The sequence below is a fragment of the Eremococcus coleocola DSM 15696 genome (genome assembly GCF_000428865.1).
Lineage (GTDB): Bacteria > Bacillota > Bacilli > Lactobacillales > Aerococcaceae > Eremococcus > Eremococcus coleocola.
Genome location: NZ_AUAT01000022.1, coordinates 22,934 through 39,791, shown reverse-complemented (window position 1 = coordinate 39,791; position 16,858 = coordinate 22,934). Strand labels below are relative to the sequence as shown.

The following is a 16,858-nucleotide window of genomic DNA, read 5'->3' as shown; positions in this document are numbered from 1 at the left end:
TAATCTAAGAGGAGATGCTGTTGTTGAAGTACCTTGTTATGTCAATGCTCAAGGTGTAGAACCTATATCACTTAGATTTAATATTCCAGATTTCCACAAAGGTTTAATGGAAGCTCAAGTTGCTGCAGAAAAGTTACTTGTAGATGCTTTCTTTGAAAATTCATATCAAAAAGCTCTAAAAGCCTTTACTTTAAATCAATCCGTACCTAATGGTGAAGTGGCTAAAAAGATATTAGATGAATTTATTGAAGTTAATGGAGAGTATTGGGTTGAATTAAAATAATATCATTTTTATTATCTGTAGAGTTTGATAATATAAACTCACTTTAAATTAAGATAGATTGTAAAATTTATTGAGACAAATATTAAAAGACTCATAACAGGTTCGTGTAAAATGTAAGTAATCATACAAACACTAACACGGAGGACTGTTATGAGCTACACATAGCTTACCATAGAAGAACGTTCAAAAATAGAAATACTCCATCAAGTTGGTTATCCAGTCAACCGAATCGCTAAGTTACTAAACCGACATCGCTCTATCATTTATCGTGAATTAGGAAGATGTATTTCTGGCGCTTATCAAGCAAGTACGGCTTATATGAATGTAGAGATCAAAGGTTAATCCAAAGGAAGAAAACCGAAGCATACGTCTGAATTGATTCAAGCGATTCACTCTAAACTACTACTTACTTGGTCCCCTGAACAGATAGCAGGACGTGATTATCAAGGAAAGGTTTCGTTTAAGACTATCTATAATTGGATTTATCAAGGGATTCTCCAAATCTCTCTCGATATTCTTAGGCAAAAAAGGAAAACGACGTAAAACGCCAGAAACTCGAGTGAAATTTAATATAGGGACTTCGATTACAAAAAGACCTAAGGCAGTTAAGGATCGAAAAGAATTTGGTCATTGGGAAATCGACACCGTTATAGGGAATAAGACAAAATCCGATCAGGTATTACTCACGCTCGTTGAAAGACAAACACGCTTTGAAGTTATTCTAAAAATTGACGGAAAAGTGCTGAATCAGTCGATAAAGCAGTGACGAATTTGAAAGAACGAGCAGGTGATCAGTTTGAATCTATCTTTAAGAGTATCACATCAGATAACGGTTCAGAATTTTCAGGACTCCACGAAGGGTTATCTGAGGTATTAGATGTCTATTTTACGCATTTCTATGCCTCTTGGGAGAGAGGAACGAGTGGGAATCAACATAAATTCATTCGTCGTTTCATTCCAAAAGGTAACTCTATGAGTGACTTAACTTAAAGGGATTGTTTGAGAATTCAACAATGGATGAATGATTATCCTAGGAAAATATTAGGTTATCAAACACCTCATGAAGTCTTTACTAAAGCCTTCAAAATGGCAAGACAAGAGGAAGGTCTCGTCAGTGCTTGACAACGAGCCTCCTTCGGCATGACTGATAGTTTGGAAAGCTGACAGAGGCCAGCCTTGGAATGACCCTATCATGCCTCAGCTCATTATCAAGCACTGACTAGATAGACCAATACAGTAAATTAGTAGGTAACACATTGTTTACGATAAGTGGCTAACTTCAAGTTGAAATTTCCGAGTCAAAATAACTCATATTCATTTTGTACTTCCTGCTAGCATGAGGAATGTTCACAAAGTGAATATGAGTGTTTTTATTGTTGCTATTAATTATATCCGTAATCGAACTGACACAAGCAATTTCACCATAATCCTTTACATAAAAATCTTCATCGGATATTAACGCGATATATTTCTCAAATGATGTTGATTGCGGTAGGTTTTGATGGTCGCTAATATCCTTTCGTTTTCCTCTATTTGGTACACATTTTTCTGCTTTGTAATATTCATACGCTTATTGTCTCCTCTATTAAAATTGGATGGTGAGTGTGAAATAAAATGAAACAAATCAGGGTTTCTAACCACTTGGTAAGTGATTAGAAACCCTGTCTAGTCATAACTATTATTCCATTGGTTGAACGTTCTCTTCAATAAACTGAATTTCTTCTTCATTCAATCCATATTTGGCATACAGTTGTTGATCAATTTCCGGAATGGATTTTGACCAATCAATGTCGGAGTTTGAGGTGAAGTCTTGTGGTGGGACATTTTTCCACACTTCTTTTGATTGATTATGTTGAGTAACTTTCATTGTCCCTAACATTGCTCTTAAAAACTTAGTTTTCATATAAGATAATGCATTTTGAGCTTCTATCTCATCATCAAAATCACCAAATGAAATGAAAGTTTGAGTATAACCCATAACTGGTGTACCCATAACTGGTGTACCCATAACTGGTGTACTAAGAACTTCACCTAATGCACCACTACCATTAGATGCTGGAACAAGCACTTTATACTTATCTAGATTAGGATGAGGCATGATATATTTTTTGTCAATATATTTTGTTATTCTATTATGATTCAGTCTGCCATATATTTGAATCATATCTCCTGATACATCCTCATCAAAGAAAACTTCAGAAAACTTTTCGAAAATATTAGAATTTATAGATTTTCGCTCGCCAACCGTTACCCTTTGTAACAATTCAGGATAATCCTCATATAAAGTTTCATTAAACTTATATGTACTTTTACCATATAAAATTTTGTTAATGCTTTCTTGATTCATTCTCTTTACTTTTCTTAAAATTAAATTTATTTCTTTAATAGCTGTAAAAGTACCTATTTTTCCAAAGTCTGAATTAATATCTCTGTATGTAACAGCTATACCCCCCTTAATATCGTTAGAAGGGAAGATTTTTGTGCTGTTTACTTCATAGAAAACAACTTTTATATGTCTATCGTTTAACATTTTTTCATTCCAAGATTTTGGTGTTTGGCCTGCATTAAATAGAAAACGAGCTGGTGTTATTAAAATAACTTTCTCTGCTATATCATAACTATCATTTATAAATAGATGATAAATAGGCTCATCTCTTGAATTTTCACCTGTACCTGGTTGCTGATACGGCGGATTCCCTACAATCACATCAAACTTCACTTTCTCACCTCCATAGGCTTTGATTAAATCTTCTTTCATCGTTCCTTCTTGGGCAGATTTCGCCATGTCCCATTGGACTAAGTTACGGGTATCAATATCCCTGTGAATGCCATAGACATAGTTTTTCGCAATATTGTAAATTATATTACTTGGAGCAACCCCATAGACCTGATTCTCTAAGATCCACTTAATTCGCTCTTCTTGATTAGGGATTTGATCGGCTAAGCCTTCATTTAATCGTTTTACCAATTCCGTTAGATAGAGCCCACTCTTAGTATATAAGTCCGCAAACTTCATATACTTATTCTGAAAGATTCCTGGATTCTCTTCTTCTAACTTATCGACCATCAATTTAACGACACCGCGTGGCGTATAAATCTGATTGGTCTGCTGGTTCGGAATATAGTCAAAGATATCTTCAAGCAGTTGCTCATCAAAGTAATCAGCTAGTTCGTCTTTCTTATCAAAGAATTCTTGGACACTGGCATTGAAGACCGTCTCGTCAAAGAACCCTTTAAACTCACGCTCTTGACCCTCATCGTCAATATACTTAAAGCCATCACGTAACTTCCTAAATTCTTCAATCGTAATCGAGGTAATTTCCAGGAAAGTATCTGGGTCAATGTTCTGTTCAAAATTACCCAGCCTTGTATCACGGTCACCATACGCCATAAGGAAGGCAGGAATCGTCCGGGTAAATCCACGTAAGTGATCTCGGGTATCTTGCTCCGTTTTGTTTTTCTTCCGTTCTTCGACTTTTTTAGATTCTGTTTCGACAGTTTTCTTCAATGTTTCTTGGGTTCGTTTTTGAATATTTTGTTGGAACGCTTGACGTAGCTCTCTTTCTTTTGCCTGACGCTCTTCATCAAGTTCAGTCATAGTTTTGGTATTATTCGGATTTACAAGCGCGTCATTATAGTCTTTTTGAATGTAAGTTGTTTGGGTTGTAAAGTAGTTTACTTCTTCCTCAACCACATCTTTAATATTGCGTTTGACGTTATCTTGAACACGATTTGTCTGAGTTGCATTCAAGTCAAATTGATTTTTTAATTCATCAAAGTCATCTTTTATACTGTCCATGAAGCGGTTGGTTAAATCCGTCACTGTTACAGATTCCGGCTTGTCTTCGACTTGGAAGACTTTATCACCAAAGATATCTCTCGTTCGGTTAATAACGATTTCATCAGGAATTTCAACTTCGCCGCGATCATTTAGCATTGGATTCTGTAAATCAATTGGCCGTGCTTCTTTCGCATGCTTCTTATTCTCTTCGGGCTTAATCTTATTAATAATTCCAACCAATTCTTTTGGCGCGCCAAAGATCCCTACAATATTGTTGAAGAGCAGGTTAGACATAAAGCCTTGGCGAACGACCTCACGCGCTTTAATATGACGTGGAATGGTTAATACTTCCTCGGAATTGAGTTCTTTCATCTCCCCTTGATCATCTTCTGCAATCACCGGGAAGAAATTCAACAACGTCTTAATCTGGTCATGACGCAGCTTCGTCGTCTCCGATTGACCCGGCGTTAGATTTTTAGCAAATTCATCAAAGAGAATCAGCGTGCGCTCTGGCGCAAAGTCAAAGATATACGCATTCTCTTTACGGAAGAGTTGCCCATCCTTTTCGTACTCGTAAGGATTCTGTGCTCTAAAGGCTGCTTGGAAATATAGGGCAGGTGACTTAATATTTGACAGCATCAATACAGCCGTCCACTCGGGAATCGTTACCCCTGTTGTAAGTTGCCCAACCGATAGGGTAATCGTCTTAGGATATTTCGCAATCGCTGCCTTGACTTTATCATATGATTTTTGATTTTTCTTAACTTCTTGACTTTGTTCTAACTCTGTTTCACTATCAATTAGACTTTCGCCATCCCCAGCGGCTAAGATGATTTGGTAATCCTTGAAGACAGGATGTTTCTTCAATAATGCTTCAATCGCCTTGACTGAGGCAACTCTTGGTAGGAGCCAAAATGTATGATCTAACTGATGACGATACTCCGTCGGTGAAAAAGGCATCTTGCCTTGTGACAAATTATCCAAGAACTTAATGACGCTCGCTTCATACTCAAAACGCCCGTTATCCTTCGTTGCGAAGAATTCGTTCAAGTCAAAAGCATAATCCATATTACCGTCTTCTTCTATATTCGCCCCTTTTTGTAGTCGATCTTGGACGAGGCTACTCATCTGATAAGTAAAAAGACTTAAGGTTGGTAATTTTTCATAAGGATTAGTATCGAGTGTTGGATCCCAGTTCGCCTTCGCTTGTTGCTCGTCAAGATAAGACCAATTATAGATTTGATCCGCCATAAACTTCTCATTCGCAATGGCTTTAAATGGCGTTCCAGATAAATGGAGTGTAAAGTCGCGATTAATTTTCTCAAAAGCGCAGTCCGTCTTTCGAGTATCCACCCCTTCATGCGCTTCATCAATGACTAAGAGATCCCAAGGTATTTCAGCTACCCAGTCTAACTTTTTGTGAGGGCCTCCTGCAAACCGTGCCCCTTTCAAGTCTTGTAGCGAAATAAACGTCACTTGTTTAGCGTCCTCAGCCTCTTCTGAAACGGCAAATTCGATAAATTCATCCCGGGTCATCCCTTTACCTTTTAAGGCATCCGTTTCGGAGACGAACTTCATATTCGGTTCTTTATGAAGTCTCAAACCGTAAGCAGCATAATACTCGTCTCTATGTAAATTGGTGACATGAGCCCAACAGAGATATTTAATCAAACGTTTCTTGCCAATACGAGTGTTATATTTATCCCTAATTTCTTGAACGTGACAAATGAGGATTCTTTGATCTAACCGACCAATTAATTCTTTGTTTGCCATTAAAACACCTCCGTTCGATAAGGAAAGAGAATCGCCCGCATCAACAAAATCATGGAGTGAAAATCAGCAGTTTCTCTATTTTCAAACAAATAGGCCACCCCATAGAGGATGGCCATTTTGATATCTGCTGGAACTTCCTGATAATCAGACAGAGGGTGTCTCAAGACATTTTCAACCGTTGCTTGAGAGGTTTGGATTAAATGAGTGATCAAAGAATCCTCCTCTGAATGCTCGACTCTTAAAAACAGCTTAGCTTCATCCAGTGTGACCACCATCATCCATTCCCCCTTTCAATTTAGGCAGTTGTGCCTTTTTGTTTTAAGACCTTAAAGGCTTCTGGCAAGACCAACTTCCCGTCTACCCGCTGAGAGCCTAAGAAGCCAACTTGCCCATTAGTGGCATATAGTTCGTTGAGACGCTTGAAGCTACGGCCCTCACGATCTGCAATCCAGAAATAAGAGAAGTCTCCAAAGAGAACAGTGCTTGCTCCACCTGCCATCTCAGGCATGTAAGGAGAAGTCAAGACTGGGCAGTTTAGGATTTGGTCTGGAGTATCAGCCACCAGAGATGGTTGCCAGATATATTGACCGCTATTGTCTTTAAGCTGGCGGACTGCCTTAACCGTCTGGTCATTCATGATGAAAACAGCTGATTTTCTATAAGGCTCTTTCAAGGAATAATACAGGTCAATTAACTCATCAAAAGTGATACTTTTAGCAGCTGCAGTGGTAGCTCCAACTTCTAAATTCGTATCCTTTAAGATTCCTAGAGGTTTTCCTACGCCATCACCTGTTAAGAAGGCTTCTTCTTCCTTAGAGCCCAAGCGTCTAGAAAACTCACGTGCGATATAGCTTGGCAAATCAAAAGCAGAATCATTCAACAATTCTTCTGAAACTTTGACTAAGGTTCCTAGTTTGTGAGCTCCTAGTAAAACTTGATTGAAGCTCATGTCGCTTTCAACATAGGCTCCCTCTTCATCCATCCAAGAAGCGTCACCTTTGGAAGCCACGACTGGAATTTTTCGCTCACCGCTATTGGTTTGGATGACCTTAGAAATTTGACGGAAGATATTCTCAGACTCTAAACCTTCAATTAAGATCCGTTCAAACTCATCAGGCACTAAATAGCCACCTTCTGTATCTGTCCCGACTTGGAGAGCATTGGTGAAGGTGCTAGGCTGTTTTCCTCGCATGACATTCCAAAAGGCTTCACTATACTCAGGGCTAGCTTTCCCGGTTTTAGTAGTGGGTTGTGCTTGGGGATTTTGGACAATCCCTTGGCTAGTCGCTTGATTCATCATCCGATCCATCTCCTCCTGTTTCTCTAAGCGTTCAATTTCTTTTCCTAAAGCAACGACTTCATTCTCCATTCGATCGTAGGTTTGGACATCTTCAATGGATAAAACATCTGAATTTTTGTGACATTCATCTAAAAAAGCCTTGGTTTGATCCCAGGCTTTGGCACGTTTCTGCCTCAATTCATTTAATTTATTCATGGGTAATTCCTCCTATTGGTTTAATTGATTTAAGCGGTCATACAAGGTTTCAATCGGCGTGTATTTGGCTTCTAACTTTGCGACAAACTCATGAGCGGATTGCTTGGCTGAGAAAGTGTAATTTGATACCACCTCACTCGGATTTCCCTCAAAGAGGCGGTCACAAAAGCCAAGTTCTACTGCTTTATGAGCATTCATCCATGTTTCTGAGTCCATCATGTCTGAAAGAGCTTCTCTGGAAAGTCCCGTTTTAATTTCGTAAGCATTGATGATGGACTCTTTCACTTCATCCAACATGACGACCACTTGACTCATTTCCTCACGATTTCCCATGGCGACAGTTAACGGGTTGTGAATCATCATGAGTGAAGTAGGTGCCATTTCAACAGTTGTTCCAGCCATAGCAATCACACTAGCGGCAGAAGCAGCTAGCCCATCAATTCTCACAATGACTTCATCAGGGTAATCCATAAGCATGGTGTAGATTTGACTCGCTGCAATACAATCCCCACCGGGGGAGTTCAGCCATAAAATCAAAGGACCTTCATCCGCTTGAAGTTCTTCTTTGAAACGTTGAGGGGTCACATCATCATCCAACCAGGAATCTTCTGCAATGACCCCATCCATGACTAGCTCTCTTGGAGCCTTATTCTTCGTCTTCTTCCAATTCCAAAATACGGTCATTTGGATCTATCCTCCTTCTATAAAACGCCCCTGCCTGATCAAGCGGTAGCATGTTCCCATTGACGAGGTATTTATTACCACCTTCTTCATCACTGATTTGGTTCATATCTTCCAGCTCTCGAATGTCATTAGCAGACAGCCACCCATTCTGGCGACCAACCGCATAACCATTCATCCGAGTTTCATAGTCTCCTCGAAGCAAGCCACTGACATTAAACTTGACAAAGTAGCGTTCTTTTTCATCTTCAAAGAACAAGGATTTTTGAATGGCCTGTTCAAAACGCACTAACCAAGGATTCAAGGTGTACTTCACAAACTCCATGGATTGTTGCTCGATGTTGTTGAAACTAGAGCGGTCTAAATCTCCAATCATGTGAGGCGGCACTCGAAAGATACGAGCGATTTCATTAAGCTGGAACTTGCGAGTTTCTAAAAACTGAGCCTGGTCAGGTGGAATCGTCAGTTGGTGAAACTTCATCCCTTCTTCTAGGACAGCCACTCGGTGAACATTCCCCTTAGAAAACTGGGCCTGCCAAGTCTCTCGTAATCTTTCTGGGTCTTTGACAATGCCTGGGTGTTCTAGTACCCCTCCAGGAGTCGCCCCATTCGCAAAGAACTTAGCCCCGTACTCTTCGGTAGCAATTGACATCCCAATAGCATTCTTGGCCATGGCAATTGGACTATAGCCCACCAAACCATCAAAGCCTAAACCTGGAATGTGAAGGACTTCTGCTCTGGATAAGACCACCTTTTCTTCTCGACCTGAGTGAGATGGGGTCTTAGTATAGGTATAAGTTAGCTCCCCGTTCTTGGCCCGCTCGACTTTCATCTGGTTAGGCATCAAGGGGTACAAAGCTAAGACATCTCCTCGTCCATTTCGAATAATCTGTGCATAGGCATTCCCGTATAAGAGTAGGTGTGACATCAAAGTTTCTCGAAAGGTAAAGCTCGTCATGTCAGGATTGGGTTCATCATGCAAGATGAAATAAAGGGGATGGTCAATCGCCTTGACCTTGTTTCCCTGGTCTTGGTATTCATACAGATGCAAGGGCAAACTGGCAACCGACTCTGACAAAATACGGACACAGGCATAGACACCAGTGGTCTGCATGGCGGTCCGTTCATTGACTTGTTGGCCAGAAGGAGTCGAGCCAAATAAAAAAGAAAAGCGACTAGAACCAAAGTTAGTCGGCTTCTCTTTCGAACGAAATAAGGATGTAATTTTTTCAAACATTCATCTATCACCTCACTTATAAGAGTAAGATTCCTCGGTCTTCGTAAATGGAATAATGATTTTCTGCATTACGAATGGCTCGGTCTAGAGCCATGACTGTCGCTACTATCCCATCAATCTTTTCAGACGATTTCTCCTTATCAGGCTTAATGTTGCCTGCAGGGTCTTTCTTAATGTAAATATTATCGGCATTCCATCTCAAAACTGGGTGTCCACCATGTGCAATCTTTTCTTCTAAAACAAGTTTCATCAATTCTTTCGTTGGTGGACTCATATCCTTATAGCCCTGACCAAAGGGAACAACCGTAAAGCCCATCCCTTCTAAGTTCTGAGACATTTGAATGGCTCCCCAACGGTCAAAGGCAATCTCCTGGATGTTGAACTTGGTGCCTAAGTCTTCGATGAACTCCTCTATATAGCCATAATGAACCACGTTCCCTTCAGTCGTCAGCAAATGACGAGACTTGCCCCATTGATCGTATTGAACATGGTCTCTATTGACTCTTAAGGGAACCGTTTCTTCTGGAATCCAAAAATATGGCAGGATACTGTACTTGTCGTCCTCATCCGTAGGTGGAAAGACTAAAACAAAAGCGGTTAAGTCAGTCGTAGAAGACAAGTCCAATCCCCCATAACAAATCCGACCTCGCAAGCGTTCAGGAACCACAGGGAAATCACATGCATCCCACTTGTCCATAGGCATCCAACGAATCGCCTGCTTGACCCACTGGTTTAAGCGTAACTGCCTAAAGGCGTTCTCCTCTGCGGGGTTTTGCTTCGCACTTTCATAAGCCGCCTCTACCTTATCCATGCCCACTGTAATTCCTAATGAGGGGTTGGCCTTCTTCCAAACTTCTGGATCAGACCAATCCTCATCTTCTTTTGCCCCATAAATCACCGGGTAGAAAGTCGGGTCTGTTTTTCGTCCTTCAAGAATATCTTCAGCTTTTTGATGGACTTCATAACCGATAGTATTGGTGTCATTTCCAGCGGTTGTGATTAAGAAATACAAAGGCTGGGTTCGAGCATCTCCAGATCCTTTGGTCATGACATCATAAAGTTTTCGATTAGGTTGGGTGTGCAACTCATCAAAAATAACCCCACTGATGTTAAAGCCATGCTTGGAGTAAGCTTCAGCAGACAAAACTTGATAGAAACTGTTAGTCGGATGATAAATAATCCGTTTTTGAGAAGCTAAAATCTTTACTCGCTTGTTCAAAGCGGGGCACATCCTCACCATATCAGCGGCTACTTCAAAGACAATAGAGGCTTGTTGTCGGTCAGCCGCACAGCCATAAACCTCTGCCCGTTCTTCTCCATCCCCACACGTTAACAGCAAGGCAATCGCAGCAGCTAATTCCGATTTGCCTTGCTTTTTTGGAATTTCGACATAAGCTGTGTTGAATTGACGGTAACCATTGGGCTTAATCGTGCCGAAGATGTCTCTGACAATTCGTTCTTGCCAGTCGATTAATTCAAAGGGCTTGCCTGCCCACTGGCCTTTGGTGTGAGTCAGGCATTCAATAAAATTCACAGCGAAGTCGGCTTTTTCTTTATCGTAGTGGGATGTTTCTTCCATGAAGCGTGTCGGTGTAAAATTCTCTAATTTTCTCAACACTCACCCTCCTCATCAAAAAAGAGCTCCAAAAAGGAACTCTTTAAGTGTTATTCAAATTGTTCTTAGTAACCTTGCTTAGCTGATTTATAAACCTCTAACATCATCTGTTTCAAGGTATCCTTTGATAGCTCGACGCTGTCTTCGCTCTCTATTATGTCATCACCATATCGAACAATAATGCTTTGAACTAAGGCTTCAGTTTTCTTTTCTTTTCGTTGAACTGCTTCTAAGAAACTCTTTCGTTTCATCTCTTTGTTTGTCATGCCGGCTTACCCCTTTCCTTTTTCGACCACATATTCCCATACATTCAGGAAATTATCCAGCATTATTTGTTTGTTTTCTGTGGTTTTCTAAAAGCGGCATTGCCAGACAAATGTCTCATCAAGGTCTTTCTGACTTCCTTATATTCTGGCCCGATTAGCCCAAGAGATAAGAGGAAAGTCCTGAAAGTATATTTCTCATTATCAGTTTCTGTCAGCTTAGCTGAGATAAATTTTCGATTAATCACATGTTGGACTATCTTGTCAATGAGAACAATGGTGGCTTGAATGGTTTCTGGCTCTGGCATCTGATTGAACCATCTAAAAATGAGCTTGTCATCTCCAATCTCATAGGTAATTTGATCCGCTTGAAGGGCTTTTTGAATAAGTGGACCTTTAGCTTTTAGAAGATTGTCTAGCTTGCCTAAGTCTTCTTCATTGAGGAGAGGTTGAGCGACTGAAAAGCTTGGTGCTGAAATTTCCATAGCTGGTTCAGTGTCTTTCTCTGGTTCCTCACTCAATAAGGGCAATTCTTCAAAACCAGCTTCTAAAAGTGCTTGATGAATTTCTTCGCTAATATTCTCCACCGTAGCGTCTCGACCTACCTTGATGTCTCCAATTTGATAAGCAAAGCTTGGTGGGCCTAGGTAAGTTGCTTTTTCTCCAGTCACTTTTGATATGACTGCACAGAGTGCTTTTCTCTTATTCCCCTTCAGATCATATGTCTTTTTCATGGATAACACTTCCTTTCTTCATGTCTATATATCACTCTAAAAGACTTTAATAGCAAGCTTTATCCACATTTACTTGAAAGAGTGTAAAGAAAAAGAGAACCGGCTCTGAACTGATTCTCATTAGAAGTTTGTGCTTATTGATACTGAAAGAAAAGCCCCATCATCACTTCTTCTGTTTCTTCATCAATCGGGTAAACATCCCAACCTCTGTCGTAGTTGCAGACAATTTCTCCTTCTCTTTTCAGCATCAACTTTGAAATCCGGCCTTCTTCAATTCCGTATTCTGAGCCTTCCTCGAATGCGAACAACCAGTAGCGATAAGTTTGTCCTTCAAATTCAATCTGTCCTCTTTCCCACATCTTTTTCTCCTCCTCAGGTTTTTTTGTCATGTACATATATCACTCTAAAAAGGAGTAAAGTCCAGTCTTATTTACGATTGTTATCACTGCCAAAAGTATCGAGTGACCGTTTGAGCTTCTCATACTCTGGGTCGCCAGGTTGCAAATCCTTTCTAGGGTTATAATCAGCCGGTTTAAGGTCTTCGAGGGTCATGGTTTGCATCTTCATCGTTTGTCATCTCCCTTCTCAATTTGCCAGGACGAACTTGTTCCCAAGGAAAGCGTGACGAATTAAAGTGGCCATAACAAGCGGTCCGCTGGTAGTCAATTTTCCTTAAGTTAAGATAAGCAATAATCCCTTGTGGGGTCAGGTCATAATGTTGTTGAATGAGGTTTGAGAGTTCCTCGTCCGCTACTTCTCCTGTTCTAAAAGTCTCTACTGACACAGCTACAGGTTGAGCCTTTCCAATCGCATAAGAAAGACCTACTTGGCAGTGCTCAGCTAGATGGTCCTCAACAATTTGTTTAGCTAGGTGTCGGGCCATATAAGCTCCAGAGCGGTCAACTTTTGTCGGATCTTTGCCTGAAAAAGCCCCTCCCCCATGTGCAGCTAAGCCACCATAGGTATCAACCATAATCTTTCGACCCGTTAAGCCTGTATCTGCTTCTGGGCCTCCAAGAACAAATCGACCTGATGGGTTAATCAGGATTTCTGTGTCCTCATTGATTAAATGCGGGTCGATAATTGGTTGGATGACCAGCTTGATGATTTCATCTTTGAGTTGGCTGAGGTTTTTGTCCTCTGCATGTTGGACTGAAATTACAATAGCAGTCACTCGAACAGGTTGATTATCTTGGTATTCAATACTGACTTGTGCTTTTCCATCCGACTTAATTCCCTCAATCGCTCCTAACAAACGAACGGTATCCAAACGCTGGCAAAGCTTATGGGCATAACTTAAAGACAAGGGCAAACGATCATAAGATTCACGAGTCGCATAGCCATACATGGTACCTTGGTCTCCTGCACCAAGCGTTTGACTGTCCTGGCTCTTTCTACTTTCTAAAGCCACATCCACCCCTTGTTGAATATCTGCACTTTGTTTTTGTAGATGAATATGAATTTTATAGGCCCTTGGATTATATCCACAAGCAGTCAAGACTCTACGGATGACTTGTCTTAAAGGCAATCGTTTCTGGCAGGTCATCTCACCGGCTACAAAAACATGCCCCTTGGTTACCATGGTTTCAACAGCCACTCGGGCATTTTGGTCTGCACCTAAAGCAGCATCTAAAATAGCGTCTGAGATTTGGTCACACAATTTATCAGGATGACCTTCACAGACGCTTTCAGCAGTTTTAATGATGTTCATAATTTCCTCCCTACTTCTTGCTTCTCAGCAGTTTTTCCATCAAATCGTCCTTTGGATTTGGCCCATCATAAGCCACACTCGCATTCTCTCTGACGACTTGATAAATTTGATACCACAGATTATTAATCTGCTTCATGTAATCTTTGGACATGGAGACGTATGGAGAAGCGATCGCATTACCTGTGGTTGGGTGCTTGGCCAGAAAACCAAACTCTGAAATCGCTTGTTCACACTGGATCCAACGAGACACCATCATGGCATACTGTTCAATGAGTTGTTTGCTGACAAGGTGTTCACATTCATGAATTTTTAGCCATCTCCAAGTTTCTTCATACACTTCTTCCACATAAAACTTCTCGCCATTTTTCTGTTCTTGCTTCAAATAATCACTAATCGGTGGCATGTCTTGACCAGATAGTTCTTCGGGCTGGGGTAAGACGTAAGTGTTTTTTATTTTATCGCTGTTGATTTTATCAACCAAAACATCCTTTTTACGACCAGCGCCGATTCTTGCCCCACCTCGATTCGTTCCATCTTTTGCCAATCGTTTCTCACCTCAAATCCGATGGTCAAGTGATGTCAAATTAAAATTGGGGGGTTAATCCCCCGTTTGAATTTAAATTCTTTTATGCGAGGTTGCCCGCCCGCTCTGGGGCCTTAAGGAAAAGAGATTTGACCTCCCCCTTCCCAGAATATTTTTGACATCTCCTGTCACTTTTTTGACAAAATTAATAAGAATATCGTTTTCCTCGAGGAAAGCGATCGCCATCAAGAACTGATTGCCTTGAGTGGCAAGGCTTGCAGAGAGCTTGTAGGTTACTTTCCCGGTGGCTCCCTCCTCGACCCAAGGGTAAGATGTGGTGAACCTCTTGAGCCTTGACAGTCTTTCCTCTCTCTAAACATTGTTCACACATAGGATGACGGTGCAGATACATTTTTCGAATCCTCTGCCAACGACTGTCGTAGCGGTTCTTGCTTTTAGGGTCACGCTCGTAGCGATTGTAGTGACGGTCTCGTTGGCTTTGGTGTTCCTTACAATAGGAACCTTCAACCAACTCAGGACAGCCTGGGTGTCGACAGGGTGTCTTAGGTTTTCTTGGCACTCCCTCACCTCCTCAAAGAAAAAGCCCACCCAGGGATTCCTCCTTGGATAGGCTTCGTTTTATTCTCTTTTTCCTAGTTTAACAATAACAGAAGACCTTACTCTACTTCTATCAACTTTACTCTACAAATGACTCTTTTCAGGAACTTTTATCTTCTCCAAGGCTCGCTTATGAACTTTGAAGCAGTACTGGATACTGTAATTTAAGTCCACCGCTATCTGTTCCCACTGAGTAAAAGCTAGGTAACGTTTCTCTAAAATGACCCGTTCCTCTGGATCATCCAAAGTTAAGATGGCCGCACGAATCTCACGCTTTAAATCGACTAAATCATCAATGTCCTCATTGATTTCTTCTTGGAGGGCTACAATTTTAAGGACCGTATGTTCTAGCCGAGAACCTTTATCTGACTTGGCCCGGGGCATATCAGACAAGGTGGTCGTTACCTTTCGAGCTAAAACATTTAACTCATCTAATTGTTCCAACTTACTATTAATCTCTTTATATAAGAAAAAGGCTTGTTGTAAATATTCCTTAGCGGTCATTTAAGCCACCTCCAATTCTGCTTTGACAGCCTCCAACAGGGCAGTTTGTGAATCATCTTTACGTTTGAGTGCTTTCATTACATCTTCATCAATGGTCTGTTCAGTAATCAAGTGATGGATGACCACAGACTCTTTTTGACCTTGACGATACAAGCGAGCATTTGTTTGTTGATAAAGTTCCAAAGACCAAGTTAAGGAGTACCAAACGAGGGTCGAGCCTCCAGCTTGTAAGTTCAAACCATGACCTGCTGAGGCTGGATGAATCAATGCGACTGGGATCTTGCCTTGATTCCAATTTCTAAAGTCCTCTTGTGATTTTAAGAGGGTTGCTCCCACTCTCTTTTGAATGGGTTCTAGATCATGCTTGAACCAATAAGCAATCAAGACTGGCTTTCCATTAGAAGCTTCCACTAAATCTTCTAAAGCATCTAGTTTTCTATCATGGATCCGAACACTTTCCTGTTGGTCGTCATAGACTGCACCTGAAGCCATTTGTAGAAGTTTGTTAGACAAGCTAGCGGCATTAATGGCATCAATGGCTTGATCTTTAATTTCAAGGACCATCTCTTTTTTCAGTTCTTCGTAAAGGGCTCGTTCCTTGTCAGTCAACTTCACCGTGACCTCATTAGAAATCAGGTCAGGCATGTCTAAATAGTCCTCAGCTTTCATGAAGACCGTCATGTCTTCTATCTGCTTATAAATGGCATCTTCTGCGCCTGGCTTAGGTTTGTAAGAATAGATGACCATTCCATTTCGCTTGTCTGGATCAAAGTAGCGTTGCCGGTAATGAGTGATGAAGCTCCCTAAGCGTTCACCCTTATCTAGGATTCTAAACTGAGCCCACAAGTCCATCAAGCCATTACTAGAAGGAGTCCCCGTCAAACCTACTATTCGTTTTATAAAAGGTCTGACTTTCAATAAAGACTTGAATCGTTTGGACCGGTGAGATTTGAAGCTCGACAACTCATCAATGACCACCATGTCGTAATCAAAGGGGTGATCACTCTTTTCAATCAACCAGGTCACATTTTCTCGGTTAATGATATAAATATCAGCGTCTTCTTCTAAAGCTTTTTGTCTTTCTTTGGCTGACCCAACAACGACTGAATAGTTGAGTAGCTTGAGATGCTCCCATTTTTCTATCTCATCAGGCCAGGTATCTCTGGCGACTCGAAGGGGTGCAATGACTAAGACCTTCCTCACTTGAAAAGAATCGAAGAGGAGGTTCAAGATAGCGGTCAGGGAAATAACAGTCTTTCCCAAACCCATGTCTAAAAACAAAGCAGACACTGGATGACTTTCGATGTAGTCAATCATTTGTTTTTGATAAGTGTGTGGCTTAAACTTCATCAGCTATCTCCTCCAGTAAAGCTGGGATATCTTCTGCTTTGTCTAACACGTAACAATTAAAACCCAGTGCTTGAAGCTGATTCATCCGTCTGATCTGTAGCTTTCGTGGTTTCTCGCCTGGAGCTTTCACTTCGACAAAGGCTATCTTTCCTCCGGGTAGTAAAACGATACGATCTGGAATACCCGTCAAACTTTGACTCGTCCACTTCAAACACCATCCCATACGGTCAGCAACTGCTTTGACCAGTTTTTGTTCAATCTCTATTTCTTTCATAATGCCTCCTATTCAT

General features: G+C 41.0%; 17 protein-coding genes and 1 pseudogene. 2 read left to right on the top strand and 16 right to left on the bottom strand.

What is annotated here, in order from left to right; genetic code table 11:
* Both G396_RS0106275 and G396_RS12115 read left to right on the top strand, forming a co-directional pair.
* On the top strand, nt 1-283 hold a 283-nt coding region (locus tag G396_RS0106275), incomplete at its 5' end, for a family 4 glycosyl hydrolase (RefSeq protein ID WP_028125425.1).
* Nucleotides 284-454: 171 nt separating this feature from the next.
* A pseudogene (locus tag G396_RS12115) lies at nt 455-1,405 on the top strand (IS30 family transposase).
* A gap of 556 nt (nt 1,406-1,961) precedes the next feature.
* Here G396_RS12115 and G396_RS11805 read toward each other — a convergent pair.
* The 16 genes from G396_RS11805 to G396_RS0106195 form a co-directional block, all read right to left on the bottom strand.
* Nucleotides 1,962-5,837, bottom strand: a complete 3,876-nt coding sequence (locus G396_RS11805) for an Eco57I restriction-modification methylase domain-containing protein (protein ID WP_248623911.1) — start codon at nt 5,835-5,837, stop codon at nt 1,962-1,964.
* Complete coding sequence (locus tag G396_RS0106260) at nt 5,837-6,115, bottom strand: head-tail connector protein (protein ID WP_028125423.1); 279 nt, start codon at nt 6,113-6,115, stop codon at nt 5,837-5,839. The genes G396_RS11805 and G396_RS0106260 overlap by 1 nt, the downstream gene beginning before the upstream one ends.
* Before the next feature lie 17 nt (nt 6,116-6,132).
* Nucleotides 6,133-7,332 (bottom strand): phage major capsid protein, encoded by a 1,200-nt coding sequence (locus tag G396_RS0106255; protein ID WP_028125422.1) that lies wholly within the window; start codon nt 7,330-7,332, stop codon nt 6,133-6,135.
* A gap of 12 nt (nt 7,333-7,344) precedes the next feature.
* Entirely contained in the window at nt 7,345-8,016 is a 672-nt protein-coding gene (locus tag G396_RS0106250) for a head maturation protease, ClpP-related (protein ID WP_028125421.1), read from the bottom strand.
* Entirely contained in the window at nt 7,979-9,250 is a 1,272-nt protein-coding gene (locus G396_RS0106245) for a phage portal protein (protein WP_028125420.1), read from the bottom strand. The genes G396_RS0106250 and G396_RS0106245 overlap by 38 nt, the downstream gene beginning before the upstream one ends.
* Nucleotides 9,251-9,266: 16 nt before the next feature.
* On the bottom strand, nt 9,267-10,865 hold the full coding sequence (locus tag G396_RS0106240; RefSeq protein WP_028125419.1) for a terminase large subunit: 1,599 nt from the start codon (nt 10,863-10,865) through the stop codon (nt 9,267-9,269).
* Between the two features lie 65 nt (nt 10,866-10,930).
* Nucleotides 10,931-11,131, bottom strand: coding sequence for a hypothetical protein (locus tag G396_RS0106235; protein WP_028125418.1), 201 nt, complete (start codon nt 11,129-11,131; stop codon nt 10,931-10,933).
* 62 nt (nt 11,132-11,193) lie between these two features.
* On the bottom strand, nt 11,194-11,862 hold the full coding sequence (locus G396_RS0106230) for a hypothetical protein (RefSeq protein WP_028125417.1): 669 nt from the start codon (nt 11,860-11,862) through the stop codon (nt 11,194-11,196).
* A gap of 134 nt (nt 11,863-11,996) precedes the next feature.
* Entirely contained in the window at nt 11,997-12,221 is a 225-nt protein-coding gene (locus tag G396_RS0106225) for a DUF7678 domain-containing protein (protein ID WP_028125416.1), read from the bottom strand.
* A 67-nt stretch (nt 12,222-12,288) separates the two neighbouring features.
* Nucleotides 12,289-12,429, bottom strand: a complete 141-nt coding sequence (locus tag G396_RS11430; protein WP_155857418.1) for a ParB N-terminal domain-containing protein — start codon at nt 12,427-12,429, stop codon at nt 12,289-12,291.
* Entirely contained in the window at nt 12,395-13,573 is a 1,179-nt protein-coding gene (metK, locus tag G396_RS0106220; protein WP_028125415.1) for a methionine adenosyltransferase, read from the bottom strand. Before metK ends, G396_RS11430 begins: the two co-directional genes overlap by 35 nt.
* A gap of 10 nt (nt 13,574-13,583) precedes the next feature.
* Nucleotides 13,584-14,117 (bottom strand): P27 family phage terminase small subunit, encoded by a 534-nt coding sequence (locus G396_RS0106215; RefSeq protein WP_028125414.1) that lies wholly within the window; start codon nt 14,115-14,117, stop codon nt 13,584-13,586.
* 184 nt (nt 14,118-14,301) lie between these two features.
* The gene (locus G396_RS11210; RefSeq protein ID WP_028125413.1) at nt 14,302-14,676 is read right to left on the bottom strand and encodes an HNH endonuclease; all 375 of its coding nucleotides are present in this window, start codon (nt 14,674-14,676) and stop codon (nt 14,302-14,304) included.
* A gap of 122 nt (nt 14,677-14,798) precedes the next feature.
* Nucleotides 14,799-15,218: a DUF1492 domain-containing protein gene (locus G396_RS0106205; protein WP_028125412.1), complete on the bottom strand. Its 420-nt coding sequence runs from the start codon at nt 15,216-15,218 to the stop codon at nt 14,799-14,801.
* On the bottom strand, nt 15,219-16,568 hold the full coding sequence (locus G396_RS0106200) for a DEAD/DEAH box helicase (protein ID WP_028125411.1): 1,350 nt from the start codon (nt 16,566-16,568) through the stop codon (nt 15,219-15,221).
* Nucleotides 16,558-16,842 carry a VRR-NUC domain-containing protein gene (locus G396_RS0106195; protein WP_028125410.1) on the bottom strand — a complete coding sequence of 95 codons (285 nt, stop codon included), beginning with the start codon at nt 16,840-16,842 and terminating at the stop codon, nt 16,558-16,560. Before G396_RS0106195 ends, G396_RS0106200 begins: the two co-directional genes overlap by 11 nt.
* Nucleotides 16,843-16,858 lie beyond the last annotated feature (16 nt).

Bases quoted from the DNA above. Each gene is read 5' to 3' on its own strand.
- G396_RS11805 (WP_248623911.1), bottom strand. From the start codon at position 5,837: ATGGCAAACAAAGAATTAATTGGTCGGTTAGATCAAAGAATCCTCATT.
- G396_RS0106260 (WP_028125423.1), bottom strand. From the start codon at position 6,115: ATGATGGTGGTCACACTGGATGAAGCTAAGCTGTTTTTAAGAGTCGAG.
- G396_RS0106255 (WP_028125422.1), bottom strand. From the start codon at position 7,332: ATGAATAAATTAAATGAATTGAGGCAGAAACGTGCCAAAGCCTGGGAT.
- G396_RS0106250 (WP_028125421.1), bottom strand. From the start codon at position 8,016: ATGACCGTATTTTGGAATTGGAAGAAGACGAAGAATAAGGCTCCAAGA.
- G396_RS0106245 (WP_028125420.1), bottom strand. From the start codon at position 9,250: ATGTTTGAAAAAATTACATCCTTATTTCGTTCGAAAGAGAAGCCGACT.
- G396_RS0106235 (WP_028125418.1), bottom strand. From the start codon at position 11,131: ATGACAAACAAAGAGATGAAACGAAAGAGTTTCTTAGAAGCAGTTCAA.
- G396_RS0106230 (WP_028125417.1), bottom strand. From the start codon at position 11,862: ATGAAAAAGACATATGATCTGAAGGGGAATAAGAGAAAAGCACTCTGT.
- G396_RS0106225 (WP_028125416.1), bottom strand. From the start codon at position 12,221: ATGTGGGAAAGAGGACAGATTGAATTTGAAGGACAAACTTATCGCTAC.
- G396_RS11430 (WP_155857418.1), bottom strand. From the start codon at position 12,429: ATGAAGATGCAAACCATGACCCTCGAAGACCTTAAACCGGCTGATTAT.
- metK (WP_028125415.1), bottom strand. From the start codon at position 13,573: ATGAACATCATTAAAACTGCTGAAAGCGTCTGTGAAGGTCATCCTGAT.
- G396_RS0106205 (WP_028125412.1), bottom strand. From the start codon at position 15,218: ATGACCGCTAAGGAATATTTACAACAAGCCTTTTTCTTATATAAAGAG.
- G396_RS0106200 (WP_028125411.1), bottom strand. From the start codon at position 16,568: ATGAAGTTTAAGCCACACACTTATCAAAAACAAATGATTGACTACATC.
- G396_RS0106195 (WP_028125410.1), bottom strand. From the start codon at position 16,842: ATGAAAGAAATAGAGATTGAACAAAAACTGGTCAAAGCAGTTGCTGAC.